General features: G+C 73.1%; 12 protein-coding genes and 1 riboswitch. Of the genes, 3 read left to right on the top strand and 9 right to left on the bottom strand.

The window, feature by feature from the left end; genetic code table 11:
* The first annotated feature begins 183 nt into the window (after positions 1–183).
* On the top strand, positions 184–750 hold the full coding sequence (locus AMIR_RS26530; RefSeq protein WP_015804057.1) for a MerR family transcriptional regulator: 567 nt from the start codon (positions 184–186) through the stop codon (positions 748–750).
* 231 nt (positions 751–981) lie between these two features.
* Positions 982–1,074, top strand: a riboswitch (glycine riboswitch).
* A gap of 159 nt (positions 1,075–1,233) precedes the next feature.
* On the top strand, positions 1,234–4,122 hold the full coding sequence (gcvP, locus tag AMIR_RS26525; RefSeq protein WP_015804056.1) for an aminomethyl-transferring glycine dehydrogenase: 2,889 nt from the start codon (positions 1,234–1,236) through the stop codon (positions 4,120–4,122).
* Positions 4,123–4,200: 78 nt separating this feature from the next.
* Here gcvP and AMIR_RS26520 read toward each other — a convergent pair whose 3' ends face one another.
* The gene (locus tag AMIR_RS26520; protein ID WP_015804055.1) at positions 4,201–5,406 is read right to left on the bottom strand and encodes an MFS transporter; all 1,206 of its coding nucleotides are present in this window, start codon (positions 5,404–5,406) and stop codon (positions 4,201–4,203) included.
* 57 nt (positions 5,407–5,463) lie between these two features.
* Here AMIR_RS26520 and AMIR_RS26515 point away from each other — a divergent pair, with 57 nt between their 5' ends.
* A complete protein-coding gene (locus AMIR_RS26515; RefSeq protein ID WP_015804054.1) occupies positions 5,464–6,363 on the top strand; it encodes an ArsR/SmtB family transcription factor in 900 nt (299 codons plus the stop codon).
* 3 nt (positions 6,364–6,366) lie between these two features.
* Here the strand turns inward: AMIR_RS26515 and AMIR_RS26510 are convergent, their stop codons facing one another.
* The 8 genes from AMIR_RS26510 to AMIR_RS26475 form a co-directional block, all read right to left on the bottom strand.
* On the bottom strand, positions 6,367–6,555 hold the full coding sequence (locus tag AMIR_RS26510) for a hypothetical protein (RefSeq protein ID WP_015804053.1): 189 nt from the start codon (positions 6,553–6,555) through the stop codon (positions 6,367–6,369).
* A gap of 8 nt (positions 6,556–6,563) precedes the next feature.
* Entirely contained in the window at positions 6,564–6,899 is a 336-nt protein-coding gene (locus AMIR_RS26505; RefSeq protein WP_084799025.1) for a protein kinase domain-containing protein, read from the bottom strand.
* A gap of 4 nt (positions 6,900–6,903) precedes the next feature.
* Positions 6,904–8,694 carry a substrate-binding domain-containing protein gene (locus AMIR_RS26500; protein ID WP_015804052.1) on the bottom strand — a complete coding sequence of 597 codons (1,791 nt, stop codon included), beginning with the start codon at positions 8,692–8,694 and terminating at the stop codon, positions 6,904–6,906.
* 255 nt (positions 8,695–8,949) lie between these two features.
* Positions 8,950–9,849: a hypothetical protein gene (locus tag AMIR_RS26495; protein ID WP_015804051.1), complete on the bottom strand. Its 900-nt coding sequence runs from the start codon at positions 9,847–9,849 to the stop codon at positions 8,950–8,952.
* A 435-nt stretch (positions 9,850–10,284) separates the two neighbouring features.
* Positions 10,285–11,331 (bottom strand): hemolysin family protein, encoded by a 1,047-nt coding sequence (locus AMIR_RS26490; protein ID WP_015804050.1) that lies wholly within the window; start codon positions 11,329–11,331, stop codon positions 10,285–10,287.
* Positions 11,328–12,662 (bottom strand): hemolysin family protein, encoded by a 1,335-nt coding sequence (locus AMIR_RS26485; RefSeq protein WP_015804049.1) that lies wholly within the window; start codon positions 12,660–12,662, stop codon positions 11,328–11,330. Before AMIR_RS26485 ends, AMIR_RS26490 begins: the two co-directional genes overlap by 4 nt.
* A gap of 146 nt (positions 12,663–12,808) precedes the next feature.
* Positions 12,809–13,849, bottom strand: coding sequence for a LacI family DNA-binding transcriptional regulator (locus tag AMIR_RS26480; protein WP_015804048.1), 1,041 nt, complete (start codon positions 13,847–13,849; stop codon positions 12,809–12,811).
* 876 nt (positions 13,850–14,725) lie between these two features.
* Positions 14,726–16,147 carry a Dyp-type peroxidase gene (locus tag AMIR_RS26475; protein ID WP_015804047.1) on the bottom strand — a complete coding sequence of 474 codons (1,422 nt, stop codon included), beginning with the start codon at positions 16,145–16,147 and terminating at the stop codon, positions 14,726–14,728.
* Positions 16,148–16,260 lie beyond the last annotated feature (113 nt).

Here is a 16,260-nt window from a genome sequence, read left to right as displayed (position 1 = left end):
ATGCACCCCCGTTCTCTCAACCTCAACCTCAGGTTGAGGGTCGACACGCCCCGCGCGTCGCGTTGACCAGCCCCCTAGCCGGTCTTACCGTCGAGTTCAGGTGAAGTGCCGCGGTGTGAGTCGACACCGGTCGGCTTCACGTTGGTCACCGGTCGTCGTGACCGGAACCGAGGGGAGGCAGGCGTGGTCGAGGAAGCGCCCATCCGGGCCGGATCCGGCGAACAGGGTGAGCTGTTCCCGGACTCCTCGCTGCCGGACGAGCTGGTCGGCTACCGGGGGCCCGCCGCGTGCCAGATCGCCGGGATCACCTACCGGCAGCTCGACTACTGGGCGAGGACGGGCCTGGTGAACCCGACCATAAGGAGCGCCCACGGCTCCGGGAGCCAGCGGCTCTACTCGTTCAAGGACATCCTGGTCCTCAAGGTGGTCAAGCGGCTGCTGGACACCGGCGTCTCGCTCCAGAACATCCGGGTCGCGGTGGACCACCTGCGCGAGCGCGGGGTGCAGGACCTCGCCCGGATAACGCTGTTCAGCGACGGGACCACGGTGTACGAGTGCACCTCGCCCGAGGAGGTCGTCGACCTGCTGCAGGGCGGGCAGGGCGTGTTCGGGATCGCGGTCAGCGGGGCCATGCGGGAGATCAGCGGGACGATCCACGAGTTCCCGGCCGAGCGCGCGGACGGCACCGAGATCGTGGTGGTGGCGGAGGACGAGCTGGCCAAGCGCAGGCGCACGAGAGCCACGGGCTGAGCTCTCGACCGGACAGACCGGACTGACCGGGCGCGGCCGACCGGGTCGCCGTCCGTCGGCCGCCGCGCCCGACCCGCGCACGCCGGTGCGGCGGGCCCCGTGCCCTGCGCGCCCTCCGCCCGCGCCACCCAGCCCCTCCCGACCACTCAGCGGAATCAGCCGCCCTGAGATCCGCGTCGCGAGAGTGTGAATCGACACCACCCGGCCGGGTAAGCTCCTCCGGTAGTCGTTTCACCCCGCGCGGGAGAGTCCGAGCCCCCAGCTCGGCGCCGAAGGAGCAAATCCTCCCCGGAACCTCTCAGGCCCCAGGACCGCGCGGGCGAGACACCTCTGGAAAGCGGGTCGAGCCGACCCCGCCGACGGTGCAAACCCGGTCCCGACCGGGTGAAGCTCTCAGGCCGCCCGCTCGCGGGCCGGAGACAGAGGGGGAGGGCGCTCCAGGACACAGGTGTGCCCACAGCCCGCTGCACCGGAAGGCCCCAGATGACGCAGGACCGCATCCCGCTCGCCGCCCTCGAGCACGGGACCCCGTTCGCCGACCGCCACGTCGGCCCCCGCCCCGCCGAGCTGGCCAGGATGCTCGACGTCATCGGCGTCGGGTCCCTGGAGGAGCTGGCGCAGCGCGCGGTGCCCGAGTCGATCCGCGAGGGCGACCTGGCGCTGGACCTGCCCGAGCCCGCCACCGAGACCGAGGCCCTCGCCGAGCTGCGCGCGCTCGCCGCCCGCAACCGGCCGATGACCCAGATGATCGGCCTCGGCTACCACGGCACGTTCACCCCGGCCGTGATCCGCCGCAACGTGCTGGAGAACCCGGCCTGGTACACGGCGTACACCCCGTACCAGCCGGAGATCTCGCAGGGCCGCCTCGAGGCGCTGCTCAACTTCCAGACCGTCGTCGGCGACCTGACCGGCGTCCCCGTGGCCAACGCCTCGATGCTGGACGAGCCCACCGCCGCCGCCGAGGCCATGACCCTCGTGCGCCGCGCCGGCCGCTCCAAGTCCACCAAGTTCGTGGTCGACGCCGACACCCTCCCGCAGACCCTCGCCGTCATCGAGACCAGGGCCGAGCCGCTCGGCATCGAGATCGTCGTGGCCGACCTGTCCCAGGGCCTGGAGGGCCTCGGGCTCGGCGGCGACTTCTTCGGCGTGCTGCTGTCCTACCCCGGCGCCTCCGGCGTGGTCCGCGACCACGAGGGCCTCATCGCCGAGATCCACAAGGCGGGCGCCCAGGCCGTCGTGGCCGCCGACCTGCTCGCCCTCACCCTGCTGCGCCCGCCCGGCGAGATCGGCGCGGACGTCGTCGTCGGCACCACCCAGCGGTTCGGCGTGCCCATGGGCTTCGGCGGCCCCCACGCCGGCTACATGGCGGTCCGCTCCGGCCTGGAGCGCCAGCTGCCCGGCCGCCTGGTCGGCGTGTCCGTCGACGCCGACGGCAACCCCGCCTACCGCCTGGCCCTGCAGACCCGCGAGCAGCACATCCGCCGCGAGAAGGCCACCAGCAACATCTGCACCGCGCAGGTCCTGCTGGCCGTGATGGCGTCGATGTACGCCGTCTACCACGGCCCCGAGGGCCTGCGCGCCATCGCGACCCGCGCCCACCGCATGGCCACCGTGCTCGCCGCGGGCCTGTGCGAGGGCGGCGTGGACGTCGTGCACGGCGAGTTCTTCGACACCGTCCGCGCCTCCGTGCCGGGCCGCGCCGACGAGGTCGTCGCCGCCGCGCGCGAGCTGGGCGTGAACCTGTGGCGCGCCGACGCCGACACCGTGTCGATCGCCTGCGACGAGACCACCACCCGCGCGCACCTCGCGCTCGTGTGGCGGGCGTTCGGCGTGGCCGTCGCCGACGTGGACGCCCTCGACTCCGACACCGCCGACGGCATCCCCGCCGACCTGCGCCGCACCACCGACTACCTGACCCACCCGGTGTTCCACCGGCACCGCTCGGAGACCGCGCTGCTGCGCTACCTGCGGTCCCTGTCGGACAAGGACGTGGCGCTCGACCGCAGCATGATCCCGCTCGGCTCGTGCACCATGAAGCTCAACGCGACCGCCGAGATGGAGCCGGTCACCTGGCCGGAGTTCGCCGACCTGCACCCGTTCGCGCCCGCCTCCGACGCGGAGGGCCTGCTGTCGCTCATCGGCGACCTGGAGGGCTGGCTGGCCGAGGTCACCGGGTACGACGCGGTGTCGCTCCAGCCGAACGCGGGCAGCCAGGGCGAGTTCGCGGGCCTGCTCGCGATCCGCGCGTACCACCGCGCCAACGGCGATTTCGAGCGCGACGTGTGCCTGATCCCGTCGTCCGCGCACGGCACCAACGCCGCGTCCGCCGTCATGGCCGGGATGCGGGTGGTCGTCGTCAAGTGCGACGAGCGCGGCAACGTGGACCTGGGCGACCTCAAGGACAAGGTCCTGGCGCACGCCGAGCGCCTGGCCGCGATCATGATCACCTACCCGTCGACGCACGGGGTGTACGAGGACACCGTGCGCGAGGTGTGCGGCCTGGTGCACGACGCGGGCGGCCAGGTGTACGTGGACGGGGCGAACCTGAACGCGCTCATCGGGCTGGCCCGGTACGGCAAGTTCGGGTCGGACGTGTCGCACCTGAACCTGCACAAGACGTTCTGCATCCCGCACGGCGGCGGCGGCCCCGGCGTCGGCCCGATCGGCGTCCGCTCGCACCTGGCCCCGTACCTGCCGAACCACCCGCTGCAGCCCGGCGCGGGCCCGGAGACCGGCGTCGGCCCGATCTCGGGCGCGCCGTGGGGCTCGGCGTCGATCCTGCCGATCTCGTGGGCGTACGTGCGCATGATGGGCGCGGACGGCCTGCGCAGGGCCACGATGACGGCGGTCGCGGCGGCGAACTACGTCGCGCGGCGCCTGGACGAGCACTACCCGGTCCTCTACACCGGCGAGGGCGGGTTCGTGGCCCACGAGTGCATCCTCGACCTGCGCCCGCTGACCAAGGCGACCGGCGTGACCGTGGACGACGTGGCCAAGCGCCTCGCGGACTACGGCCTGCACGCCCCCACGATGTCGTTCCCGGTCGCGGGCACGCTCATGGTCGAGCCGACCGAGAGCGAGGACCTGGCCGAGATCGACCGCTTCGTGGACGCGATGATCGCGATCCGCGCCGAGATCGACAAGGTCGGCTCCGGCGACTGGCCCGCCGACGACAACCCGCTCCGCAACGCCCCGCACACCGCGGCGTCGGTGACGGGGGAGTGGGCGCACCCGTACGGCCGCGACTTGGCGGTGTTCCCGGCGGGGACGTCGGCCGCGAAGATCTGGCCGCCGGTCCGCCGGATCGACGGCGCGAAGGGCGACCGCAACCTGGTCTGCTCCTGCCCGCCGATCTCCGCCTTCGGCAGCTGAGCTCGTGAGTTCGGAGGGGCCCGCGCCGTCGAGCGCGGGCCCCTCCGGCGTGCTGATGACGTGCCTGGTGGCGGCGCTCTAGACCGCCACCGCCCGAGCCGCCGCCGCGTCCTCGGCCTCCCGGAACGCCTTCGGCGACAGCGCGAACCACGCCACCGCCAGCGCCCCCACCTGCACCACCGCCGCCATCCAGTACACCGACCGCAGCCCCGCCTGCGCCGCCAGCAGCCCGCCCGCCAGCGCGCCCAGCGGGTTCAACCCCCACGCCAGCGCCCGGTGCCCCGTCAGCACCCGCCCGAGCAGCCTGCGCGGCGTGAACCGCTGCCGCGACGACTGCGAGCACACGTTCCAGATCAGCACCAGCGCCGTGTTCAGGAACATCACCACCCCCACGAACGCGGGCGACCTCGGGGCGAGCGCCAGCGCCACCGCGCTCAGCACCATCGCCACCTGCGCCAGCCGCATCGACCACGAGTAGCCGAGCCGCCGCACGATCGCGTCCACGAAGAACGACATCGCCACCCACCCGGCCGACGTGCACGCCAGCAGCACGCCGTAGCCGAACTCGTCGACCCCGATCTCCTGCATCGCGTACAGCACGAAGATCCCGAACTCGGCCGACGAGGCGAACGACCCCAGCGCCACCGCCACGCTGATCGCCAGCAGCAACCGCGTCCCCACCAGGTACTTCAGGCCCTCCGCGATGTCCCGCACCGGGTTCTGCCCGCTCGGCGTCGCGGGGGCCGAGGCCGTGCCGCGCATCATCGCCAGCGCCAGCAGCGCGCACACCAGCGCGCCCCACGCCGCGTACCCGGTGCCGACCCCGACCGCGAACCCCGCCAGCGGCGGCACCACGAACCGCACGACGCCCTGCTCGATCACCATCAGCCGCGCGTTCGCCGACGCCAACCGGTCCGGCCCCACCACCTCGGGCACCAGCGCGCCGGACGCGCCGTCGCCGAGCACCTGCGCCGAGGTGACCACGAACGCCACGGCGAGTAGCAGCGGCAACCCGCCGCGCTCCCCGATCGCGGCCAGCGCGAGCGCCGACACCGCCAGCACCGCGAACGACCAGCCGAGCACCGCCGTGCGCCGCGCCCGGTCGATCAGCACGCCCGCGAACAGCGAGAACAGCAGCCACGGGAGCTGCCCGACCACGTTCACCAGCGACACCGCCGCCGGATCGGTCGTGATCGACACGGCCAGCAGCGGCAGCAGGGTCAGCAGCAGGCCCTGCCCCGCCGCGCCCGAGATCGCTACCGCCTGCAATCGTCCCCATGTCATGCGGCCACCTTCGCACCACGGGTTGGTGACCCTGACCTTTTAGTGTGGACTCAACCCATGCGCCTGCGCTTCGCCGTATCACCGATCTGGGAGACCGTCGCCGGACTGCGCCTGCTGGCCCGCGCGCACGCCCCGCACCCGCACGCCGAGTGGCTGGGCTGGGCCACCGGCAAGCTCGCCGCGCTGCCCGACGACCGCTCGGTGTTGTCCGCGCTGGTGGCCAGAGCGGACATACCGGAGTTCCTGATACCCACACCGGGCAACCGCATGGTCGGCTTCGACGCCGAGCTGGAGGCCCTGACCTGGACCACCACCCCCGAGCGGGTGACGGGGGCGCTGGGCGCGCAGGCCGGGCTGCTGGCCGCCCCGGACGCGGTGCCCCGGCTCCAGGAGCGGCTGCGGGCGGTGCACGACGCGGTGATCCGGCCGGTGTGGGCGCAGGTCGAGGGCGTGCTGCAGGGCGACCTGGAGCGCAGGGGGCAACGCCTGCTCGACGCCGGGCCACCCGCGGTGCTGGGGGAGCTGCACCCGGACGTGACGTTCGAGTCGCTCAGACTGGTGGTCTCCGGCCGTGCGATCACCCCCGGTGAGCGGGACCTGGTGCTGCTGCCGTCCGCGTTCGTGTGGCCGGGCACGCACCTGCGCGACAGCCCGCTGCGGCTGGGCCTGCACTACCCGGCGCGCGGGTTCGGCTCGGTGTGGCAGCGCTCCTGCCGGGCCACCGGCGACGGCCTCGACCGGCTGCTCGGCGGCACGCGCGCGGCGCTGCTGCGGGCGCTGGAGCGGCCGGTGAGCGTGAGCGAGCTGGCGGGGGCGCTCGGCGTGACGGCGGGGGCGGTGTCGCAGCACCTCGGGGTGCTGCGGGCGGCCGGGCTGGCGGTGAGCAGGCGGGAGGGGCGCGAGGTGGTGTCGCTGCGCACGGCGCTGGGCGTGGCGCTGCTCAGGGGCGAGGTGTAGCGGTCACACCACGTGGGCGCAGAGGTGACCGCCGCGGAAGTCCCGTGTCAGCGAGCCGCGCGGGCAGGGGAGCTGGGTGGTGGTCGTGGTGGTGCGCAGCACGGGCGGGACGAGCTCGGGCGGGGTGAACCGGGCTGGCGCGACCAGGGACGTGGTGGCGGACGTGGGCGTTCCCCGCAGCTCGCCCGTCATCCGGTCGATCACCTCGGGCAGCTTCCCGTTGGCGGCGAGGAGGGCGAGGAGGCCGCCAGGAGGCCGAGGACGAGCCCGGTGGCGGGTTGGTCGTCGGTCGGCTTCGGCGGGGTGGCGCGCGTGGTCGCGGGGGAGCCGTCCAGCGCGCGGGCGACGCCGAAGTCGATGATGCGCGGGCCGCTGCGGGAGAGCAGCACGTCCCCCGCTTTCAGGTCCCGGTGCACGACGTGCTCGTGGATCGCCGCCAACCCCTCGGCCGACCCGGCCCCGAGCACCGCGCCCGCCCGCTCGGGCAGCGGCCCGTGCTCCTCGACGGCGCGCCCGCCGCCTCGGCTCCCGGCCAGGGGCTCACCGCCCGGCCAGCACCTGACCGAGCGCCGCGTCCACGCCGCTCCCGTCCTCCACCACCGACACCGTCCCGCCGCCGAACGCCTTCGTGATGTCCTGGAACAGCCCCGGCCCGTCCGCGCCGCCCCCCAGCGCGACCACGCTGATCCCGACGTCCTTGCCCGCGACCTTCAGCCCCTCCAGGTGCGCCTTCGCGTCGGCGGGCGACAGGTCCCCGTCGGCCCCGCCGTCCGTGATCACCACGATCCGGTTGCGCTTCCCGTCCCGGTGGTCCGCCAGCACGTCCTCGTAGGCCGCGATCAGCGCCGTGAACGGCCGGTCGTCGCCGCGCGGCTTGAGCCGTCCCACCGCGTCCAGCAGCGACTGCCGCTGAGCCCCCACCGACCCGGTCGGCACCAGCTCCCGGTACGCCTTGTCCCCGTCGGCCCCGGTCGCGAACTCCCACAGCCCGAGCGACCCGGACACCGCCCGGTTCGCCTGCCCGGTCAGCGCCTCCCGCACCCACTCCAGCCGGGTGCGCCCGTCGCCGCCGTCCTCGCCCATCGTCTTCGAGGTGTCCACCAGCACGGTCACGACCTGCCCGTTGTCGGCGGTCGCCCACGCGCCCGCCACCTGCTGCGTCGCCGCCGCGTCGGCGGGCTTGAGCTGCTCGGTCACCTCGGCCCACGCGATGCCGGGCGCCGGGCTCGGCCGCTCGGTCACGCCCTCCACCCGCAGTCCCGCCGCCGCCAGCGTCGCCCGCTGCTCGGGGGCCTTCAGGAAGGTCCGGAACGCCTGCGCGGCCCGCGCCTGCGCCTCGTTCACCCACTCACCCGACAGCGCGGTGAACGGGAAGTCCGCCACCGGCGTCACGCCCTGCGCGGCCACCCCCGCCAGCGGCGTCGCCGGGGCCGGGCGGTTGTCCTCCGCGCCGGTGTTGTGCCGGTACAGGTCGACCTCCAGCGCGGGCACCGCGCTGAACCCGACCGAGCCGACCGCCGGGTTCGCCGCGAGCACCGCCATGGCCTGCCACGTGCTGGTCGTCGTCTGCTCCGGGCGCGCCGCGACCAGCTTCGCCATCGCCTGCTTCACCGGCTCCTGCGCCAGCAGGTCCGCCGTCACCGGCCCCGTCGGGTCGGCGCCCGCGCCCGCGAGCGCCGCCTCCAGCGCCATGGCCGTGCCGGGGTTGACCGCCGGGTCGGGCATGGCGACCTTGAACGCCCCCCACCCGGCCTTGCCGAACCGGTCCCAGCCGGTCGCCGACGAGGTCATCGCGGTCAGGTCCGTCCACCGGAACCCCGGCCCGGCCTGCACCGCGTCCGCCGCCTCCTGCGGCATGGCCAGCACCACCGGGCTGGTCGCGATCGACTCCGGCGGGGACCCGATCATGGACTGGCGCTGCGCGGCCAGCCGGTTCGCCCACACCGCCGAGTCGGTGACCCACGCGTGCGGCCGGGAACCGAGCTTCTCCTCGTCCCAGGTGTTCGTCAGGCCCTCCAGGACCACCTCGGAGTCGCTGGCGAGGACCTCGACGCCGATGCAGTGGTCGTACACCACGGGCCGCTGCGCGCTCCACGCCTGCGCGACCTGCCGCACCGCGTCCGCCACGCTGGGGGTCGCGGCGACCTTCAACGTCGCCGGGCCCTCGTTGCAGTCCCCGGCCTGCACGGCCGCGCGCTGGTCGACCACGTCGCCGATCCACCGCCAGCCGAACCAGCCGAGCACCAGCAGCGCCACGACGCCGATGATGGTGATGGGCCACCCGGCGATGCCGCGCCGCACCTTGGTCCGCAGCGTGCGGTGTCGAGACATCGTCCCTCCGGTGGTCGGAACCGCCCCATGTCACGCCAGGGCGGGTCACGCTAACAGGTGAAAGTTGGCCTCAGGGTGAAGTCACGCCTGCTCTGCTCTCCAGGTGCGGACCGCCCACCGGGGCGCGCCTGGCGCTGGTGCTTGGTCACGATGCCTGGCCGCGCCGCCTGGCCCCGATGCCTGGCCGCGCCGCCTGGCCCCGATGCCTGGGCCGTGCCGCTTGGCCCCGATGCCTGGACCGCGCCGGTGGGCCGGTCACCCGGAAGCGGGCAGCTCACCCAGCAGCCCCGAGGTCAACCCGATCAAGGCGGCCCGCAACGGCTCGGCCTCCTCGGCGAAGGCGCTCTGTCGCCTAGCGTAGTCGGCCCGACCCTCGGGCGTTTCGATCCGCACGGGGGAGTGACCGAACGCGCTGACGTCGTAGGGGCTGGCCCGCATGTCCAGCTCACGAACCCGCGCGGCCAGCTCGAAGCAGTCGAGGACCAGCTCGGACGGCGTCGCGGGGTCGAGCTTGTAGGCCCACTTGAACAGGTCCATCGAGGTGTGCAAGCACCCCGGCTGCTCCAGTTCCACCCGGCTGTCCAGGGTGGGGGTGAGGGCGTTGCGCGGCCTGGCCTCGGGCGTGAAGAACCGGAACGCGTCGTAGTGCCCGCACTGCACCCGCTGCGATTCCACCACCGCGTCGGTGCCCTCGGCCCCCAACCGCAACGGCAACGCGCTGTGACGGACCTGCTCCTGGGGGAGCCGGTACACCATCGCCCACTCGTGCAGCCCGAAGCAGCTCAACCGTGGTGCGCGTGAAGCGGTAGCAGTGAGCAACCGATGGGTGAACCCGATAGTGGTAACCCGCTCCGCGAGGAACTTCTCACGATCCAGCGACACCCCATCCGGGGTCTCCCGATAAAACGACCACTGCAAGTAATCACGGGCAAGGTCCCCTTCGAGGACCACGCCAGGCCCTGGGTGCCAGCGCTCCATGCGGCTCGGCCGGTAGCTGTAGTAGCTGAACAGGAAGTCCATGATCGGGTGCTTGACCCCGGCGGCCTTGCGCTCCAGGTGGGGCCCGGTCCACCCGCGCACCCGCTCGACGTGGGCGTCGCGGCGAGCGGTCCACTCCTGCTGGGACAACGCGGTCGGAGCGGTGACGATCCCCATGACGAACACGGTACTTCGTCCAACGGGACCCCCAATGCCCGACCGGGCGAGCACCCACAAGCCTCAAAACCCCACCGGATGGGCCGTTGGCCGGGACGGGCGAACGGTCCGTTCATCTCCTCCGGACCCGGTGAACGGTCCGTTCGTTCCCTCCCCAAGACCCGGTGAACGGACCGTTCGCCAGGCCAAGCCAACTGTCTGCTCGCCTTGATCGAGTGAACGGCCCATTCATCAGTCCCAGGTGAGCGGTCCGTTCATCGGGCTCAGGTGAGCGGTCCGTTCATCGGGCTCGGGTGAGTGGTCCGTTCACCTGTCTGCGTCGTGATGGCGCTGCCTCTCACGGTGGCCAGCCCAGAACGAGCGAGTGCCCGCCCCGCAGCAGCGGGACGGGCACTCGACCTCGGACCGGACCGCTGAGCGGTCGTCAGTCCACGATCACACCTCGCGGCGCACGTGCGTCCCGTCGCGGACGGTTCCCACGTACTCCTCCACCAGGTCCTCCAGGGCCACGACGCCACGGGTTGCGCCGTCCGGCCCGACGGCCTTCGCCAGGTGGCTCTGCGAGCGCCGCAGCGACGCCAGCGCCTCGTCCAACCGCGCGCCCACCGGCACCTCCGGCAACCCGCGCACCCGCCCCGAAGGAACAGTCGCGCCCTCACCGGCCTCGGCCAGGTCCAGCACGTCCTTCACGTGCAGGTACCCGACCAGGTCATCGGTCGACCGCACCGGGAACCGGGAGAACCCGGTCTCCGCCACCGCCGACTCGATCTCGGCCATCGTCGGCCGCGCCGACAGCGACGTCACCCGGTCCAGCGGCACCAGCACGTCCGCCACCGTCCGCTCCGCCGACGACAGCGTCTGCGCCAACCTCCGGTGCTCGGAGTCCTCCAGCAACCCCTCCTGCCGCGACTGCGAGATCAGCAGCGACAGCTCGTCCGAGGTGTACGCCGACTCCAGCTCGTCCTTCGGCTCCACCTTCATCAACCTCAGCACCCCGTTGGCCGCGATGTTGAACAGGCTGATGAACGGCCGGACGACCTTGATGAACGCCACGTGCACCGGCACCAGCCAGATCGCCAGCCGCTCCGGGTTCGCGATAGCCAGGTTCTTCGGCACCATCTCGCCCAGCAGGATGTGCGCCACCACCACCAGCATCATGGCGATCGCGAACGACACCCCGTGCAGCACCACCGGCGGGATCGACAGCGGGTGCAGCGCGCCCTCGATCAGGTGCGCCACCGCGGGCTCGCCGAGGCGGCCCAGCAGCAGCGAGCAGATCGTGATGCCCAGCTGCGCGCCCGCCAGCATCAGCGACACCTCGCGACTGGCCTTGATCACCAGCGCGGCGCGGGCCACCCCGCGCTCCACCATGCTCTCCAACCGGTCCCGACGGGCGCTGATCAGCGCGAACTCCGCGCCGACGAAGAACGCGTTGCACCCGAGCAGGACGAACGTCATGACCAGCAGCCAGCCGTCGCTCACCGGGACACCCCCGTCTCGGCCGACTCGACCTTGGCCACCCGCAGCTCGGCCACCCGGTGCTTCTCCATCTGCATCACGGTGATCCGCCACCCGTCCAGGTGAACCTCGTCACCGACGTCCGGGATGCGCCCCAGCTCGGACAGCACCAGCCCCGCGAGGGTCTCGTAGTCGCCCTCGGGCATCCGGAACCCGGTCGCCTCGGCCACCTCGTCGTCGCGCAGCAGACCGGAGACCATCCAGCTGTCCCCGCCCAGCGCGCGCACCGGCGCGGACTCGCGGCGGTCGTGCTCGTCGCGCACGTCGCCGACGATCTCCTCCACCACGTCCTCCAGGGTGACCAGCCCGGCCGTGCCGCCGTACTCGTCGACGACCAGCGCGGTCTGCAACCCGGACGCGCGCAGCCGGTCCAGCAGCGCGTCGCCCTCCAGGGTCTCCGGCACCGTCTGCACCGGCCTGGTCAGCGCCGACAGCGGCGTGGTCGCCCGGCGCTCGCGCGGCACGCTGAACGCCTGCTTGACGTGCACGATGCCGCGCACCTCGTCCAGGTCGCCCGAGTGCACCGGGAAGCGGGACTTGCCCGTCTCGCGGGCCTTGGCGACCAGGTCGAGCACGGTCGCGTCGGCGCGCAGCGACTCCACCCGCACGCGCGGGGTCATCAGCTCGCCCGCCGTGCGGTCGCCGAAGCGCAGCGACCGGCCCAGCAGGGCGGCCGTGCCCTCGTCGATCGTGCCGTGCTCGGCGCTGGAGCGGACCAGCGCGCCCAGCTCCTGCGGCGAGCGGGCCGAGGCCAGCTCCTCCGCGGGCTCGACGCCGAGCCTGCGCACCATCCAGTTCGCCGCGCCGTTCATGCCGTTGATCAACCAGCGGAAGACCGACGAGAACCCGGCCTGCAACCCCGCGACGGCGCGCGCCGTCTCCAGCGGTCTGGAGATCGCCAGGTTCTTCGGGACCAGCTCGCCGAACACCATCGACAGCGTCGTGGCCAGCGCCAGCGCGATGGCCAGCGAGATCGGGGCCGCGACGGACGTGGGGACCCCCACCGCCGTCAGACCCGGCGACAGCAGCTGCGCGATGGCCGGTTCGGCGATGTAGCCGGTGATCAGGGTGGTGAACGTGATGGCCAGCTGGGCTCCGGAGAGCTGGAACGACAGGGACCGGTGGGCCTTGTCGACGGCCTTGGCCTTGGCGTCGCCCACGTGGGCGACGTGCGATTCGACTGTGCTCCGCTCCAGCGCGGTCAGCGAGAACTCCGCCGCGACCGCGATGAACGTGCCCGCGGTCAGCGCCACGACGGCCAGCAGGCCGAGCACGCTCAGCAGGATTCCAGTCACCGGTCACCCCCTGGGGGGACCGGGTGGGACGGGTAGCCGGGTGTGGGGCCCGGCTCAGTACTGCACGGTTGCTCGTCGAGCACTGGGTAGATCACTCCTCGTCACGGGGACCCTTGCGGGTCTCCATTTTAGGTTGTGAACGTCGCTCAGCGCAGTCCGGTTCCCGCAGGTCGAGCCGTGCTGGCCCGGAGCACCACCTCACCTGCGACGCGCACCGTGCGTGGCGGGCCCCCGACCTCGTCCAGGACCAAGCGCGCGGCCCGCTCGCCCATCTGCTCCAGCGGCAGCCGCACGGTGCTCAGCGGGGGCTGGAGGTCGCGCAGCGTCGGGATGTCGTCGAAGCCCGCGACGGACACGTCGCCGGGCACGTCCAGCCCGCGCTCGCGCAGTGCCGCGACCGCCCCGGTCGCCATGACGTCGTTGACGGCGAACACGCAGGTCGCGCCGGTCTTGGCGGCCAGCAGGTCGGTCACCGCGCGGTGCCCGCCGTCCCTGGTGAACTCGCTGGGGAAGACCGCCTGGCCGGGCAGCTCCAGGCCCGCGTCGGCCAGGCCCTGGCGGAAGCCGGAGAGGCGGTCGCGGGCCACGACCAGGTCGTTCGGGCCGGAGAGCACGGCGAACCTCCGGTGCCCGAGCGCGGCCAGCTCCTTGGCGAGCGCGCGGGCGCCCGCCCGGTTGCCGGGCACGACCGTGTCGGCGCCCAGCTTGGCCTGGGAGATGCACGCCACCCGGCCGCCCTGCGCCGTGAACGCGGCGACCTCCTCGGCGAGGCGCGCCGTCGACGCCCGGTCGGTGGTGCGGCTGCCCGCGATCACCAGGGCGCGGGCGCGGTGCGCGCGGAGCGTGTTGACCAGCTCGACCTCGCGCGCCGGGTCGCGGTTCGTGGTGCCCAGCACGAGCACCATGCCAGCTTCCTCGGCGACCCTCGTCACACCGGCCGCGATGCTGGAGAAGTAGGGGTCGGCGATGTCGTGCACCACCAGGCCCACCAGCACGCTGCTGTTGCGGGCGAGCGCCTGCGCGGCGGCGTTCGGCAGGTAGCCGAGCTGCTCGGCGCTGCCGACGACCTTGTCCCTGAGCTCGTCGCTGACCTGCCGGGTGCTGCCGTTGAGCACGCGCGAGGCGGTCGCCAGCGAGACCCCCGCGTGCCTGGCCACCTCGGCCAGCGTGACCTGCCGCAACGCCAAGGCGGCCTCCTCCGGGGTAGTGGTTGGGCGAGACTAGCCCGGTTGGGCGGGAAGACAAGAGCTTGGCGCGGCGCGGTGGCGAAAAGTGGGGGGTGCGGGGTGGTTCGGGGGTGGTTGGGGGTTGGGGGTTGGGGTTGCAGGTGAGGGGTGGGGCTGGGCGCGGGGACAGGAGGGTGCACTGGTTTCGGTGCCTGCTCGGTTGAACGGACCGTTCACCCCTCGTTGAACGGTCCGTTCAACCGGGCTCTTTGCCGCTGGTGAGAGCGGTGGCGCGGTTGTGGGGGCTGCGTTGTCGAAAGGTTGCGGGTAAGCAGGGCGGGCCAGTCGGTTGAACGGTCCGTTCACCCCTCGTTGAACGGTCCGTTCAACCGAGGGCTTGGGCAGTTGCCCGTGCCGTGCCCGTGCCCGTGCCGTGCCCGTGCCGTGCCCGTGCCCGTGCCCGTGCCGTGCCCGTGCCCGTGCCCGTGCCAGTGCCATGCCTGTGCCTGTGCCTGTGCCTGTGCCTGTGCCTGTGCCTGTGGGTGTGGGTGTGCTGGTGCTGGTGCCGTGGCGGTGGGGTGGGGGAGTTGGTTGAACGGTCCGTTCACCCCTCGTTGAACGGACCGTTCAACCGAGCCTCAGACACCTGAAGGTGGCGGCGGTGCGGTGCGGTGCGGCAGTGCGGCGGTTGGTGGTGCCGCAGCTGGTGGTGGGTGGCTAGAGGTGCGGCGGTATGTGACAGCAGTGGTGTCCGCTCCGGTTGAACGGTCCGTTCAACCAAGTGGTGCTGAGGGCCCCGCCCCGGCGGCCAACCCCCACCCCCCCAAGTCCACCGGTGGGCCGATCGTGGACGGCGGTCACGACCGGCCCACCGGGGAGCGCGCTCTCCCCCCGGCGCTAGCGGGGCAGTGTCCTGCCCGCTGCCAGCAGCCTCAGCGCGCTCACCGACGGCACCAGGGCGTACACCGCGCCCGTGGTGCGCACGAAACGTCGGAAGCCCAGCTCTCCCCGGCTCCCTCCCGCCTCCACCGTCCCCCCGCCCTCGACCCCGATCACCGGGTCCGTCCCGGTCGGGGCCTCCGGCGCCCCGCCTGCGGACGTCGGGTCGTTCGCCCACGCCCGCTGCTGGAACTCGAACTGCTCCGCCAGCGACGTGCAGTGCGCCACGAACACCAACCCCCGCTCCGCCCCCGGCTCCGCGTCGTGCGGCGGGCCGAACGGAATCCCCCTGCGCATGATCCGGTGCGTCCTCGGGGACGGGTCCGTGAACGAGCGCGGGTTCGTCTTGCGGATGTGGGACGTGCACGGGGTCGTCGTGCCCAGCGGGTCGTCGGCGTAGTCGAAGTCGTTCTCCACCGGCTCGGTCGGCCTCGCCAGCGGGGTTCCGTCCAGCTTCCTGCCCACCAGCAGCGCCCCCATCCGCTCCGGCTCGACCTCCGGCGCCATCGCCCGCGCGTGCGCCTCCACCGCCGCCCGCCACCCGGCCACGTCCTGGCTCAGCCTGCGCACCACCTGGATCGACCCGTCCCTCAACCACGCGGGCACCACCGGCTCCACCTCCCGCTCCGTGCGGTGCCCGAGCACGAACTCGCCCGCGTTCACCAGCACCGCCCCAGGGTGGTCCACCCTGCGCCCCGGCCGGGCCGGGTCCTCGCGGTGGAACCCGCGCACCGCGGGCTGCGAGATCCCGTCCTTGTAGCCGAAGTGCTCGTGACCGGCCAGCGCCCCCGGCAGCACCTCCCCGTCCTGCACGTGCAGGCGCCGCACCCCCAGCAACCGGTCCAGCAGGTCCAGCTGCCTGGTCGTCGCCCGCAGCCGCTCCCGCGTGTCCGAGGCCACCGTGACCACCGCGTGCACCACGCTCCCCGCCCCGCCGAACACCCACCCCTCGGGCCCGGACTCCCCGGTGTCCCCGTTCGCCTCCGCCCGCGCCAGCGCCCCCTCCACCAGCAGCGGGTCGACCGCGCGCAGGTCCGCCTCCACCGCGATCGGGTCGACGGCCACGGCCAGCGCGCCCGGCGCGGTGAGCGACAGGTTCACCCAGGTCGCCCGCAGCGTCGCCGGGTCCTCGCCGGACATCGTCCGCCCCAGCGAGAACGCCTCGTTGAAGTCCTCGACGTCGGCGGTCACCGACACGTGGCCGAGCATCCCGGCCAGCCACGTCCGCGCCAGCCGCGCGTCCCCGAACCGCAGGAACCTGAGCTGCTGGTGGTCCTTGTTGAACGCGGCCAGCACATTCCCCTGCACCTCGCGCGACACCCGCAGCGGCGGGTCCGACTCACCCGGTCGAGCAGCCTTCAGGCGCACAAGCCCGGTCATCCGGCATCCCCCGATCCCCGTCGACTCCCCCTGCGGAATCAAGGAGCGCGAACGGGGCCGGGTGGATACCGGAAATCACCGAATTTCCCGCCGATGTGTTCCGCGCACCGGTT

This window comes from Actinosynnema mirum DSM 43827 (assembly GCF_000023245.1).
GTDB lineage: Bacteria > Actinomycetota > Actinomycetes > Mycobacteriales > Pseudonocardiaceae > Actinosynnema > Actinosynnema mirum.
The sequence above is the reverse complement of the archived record's forward strand: the minus strand, read 5'-3'. Positions and strand labels throughout refer to the sequence as shown.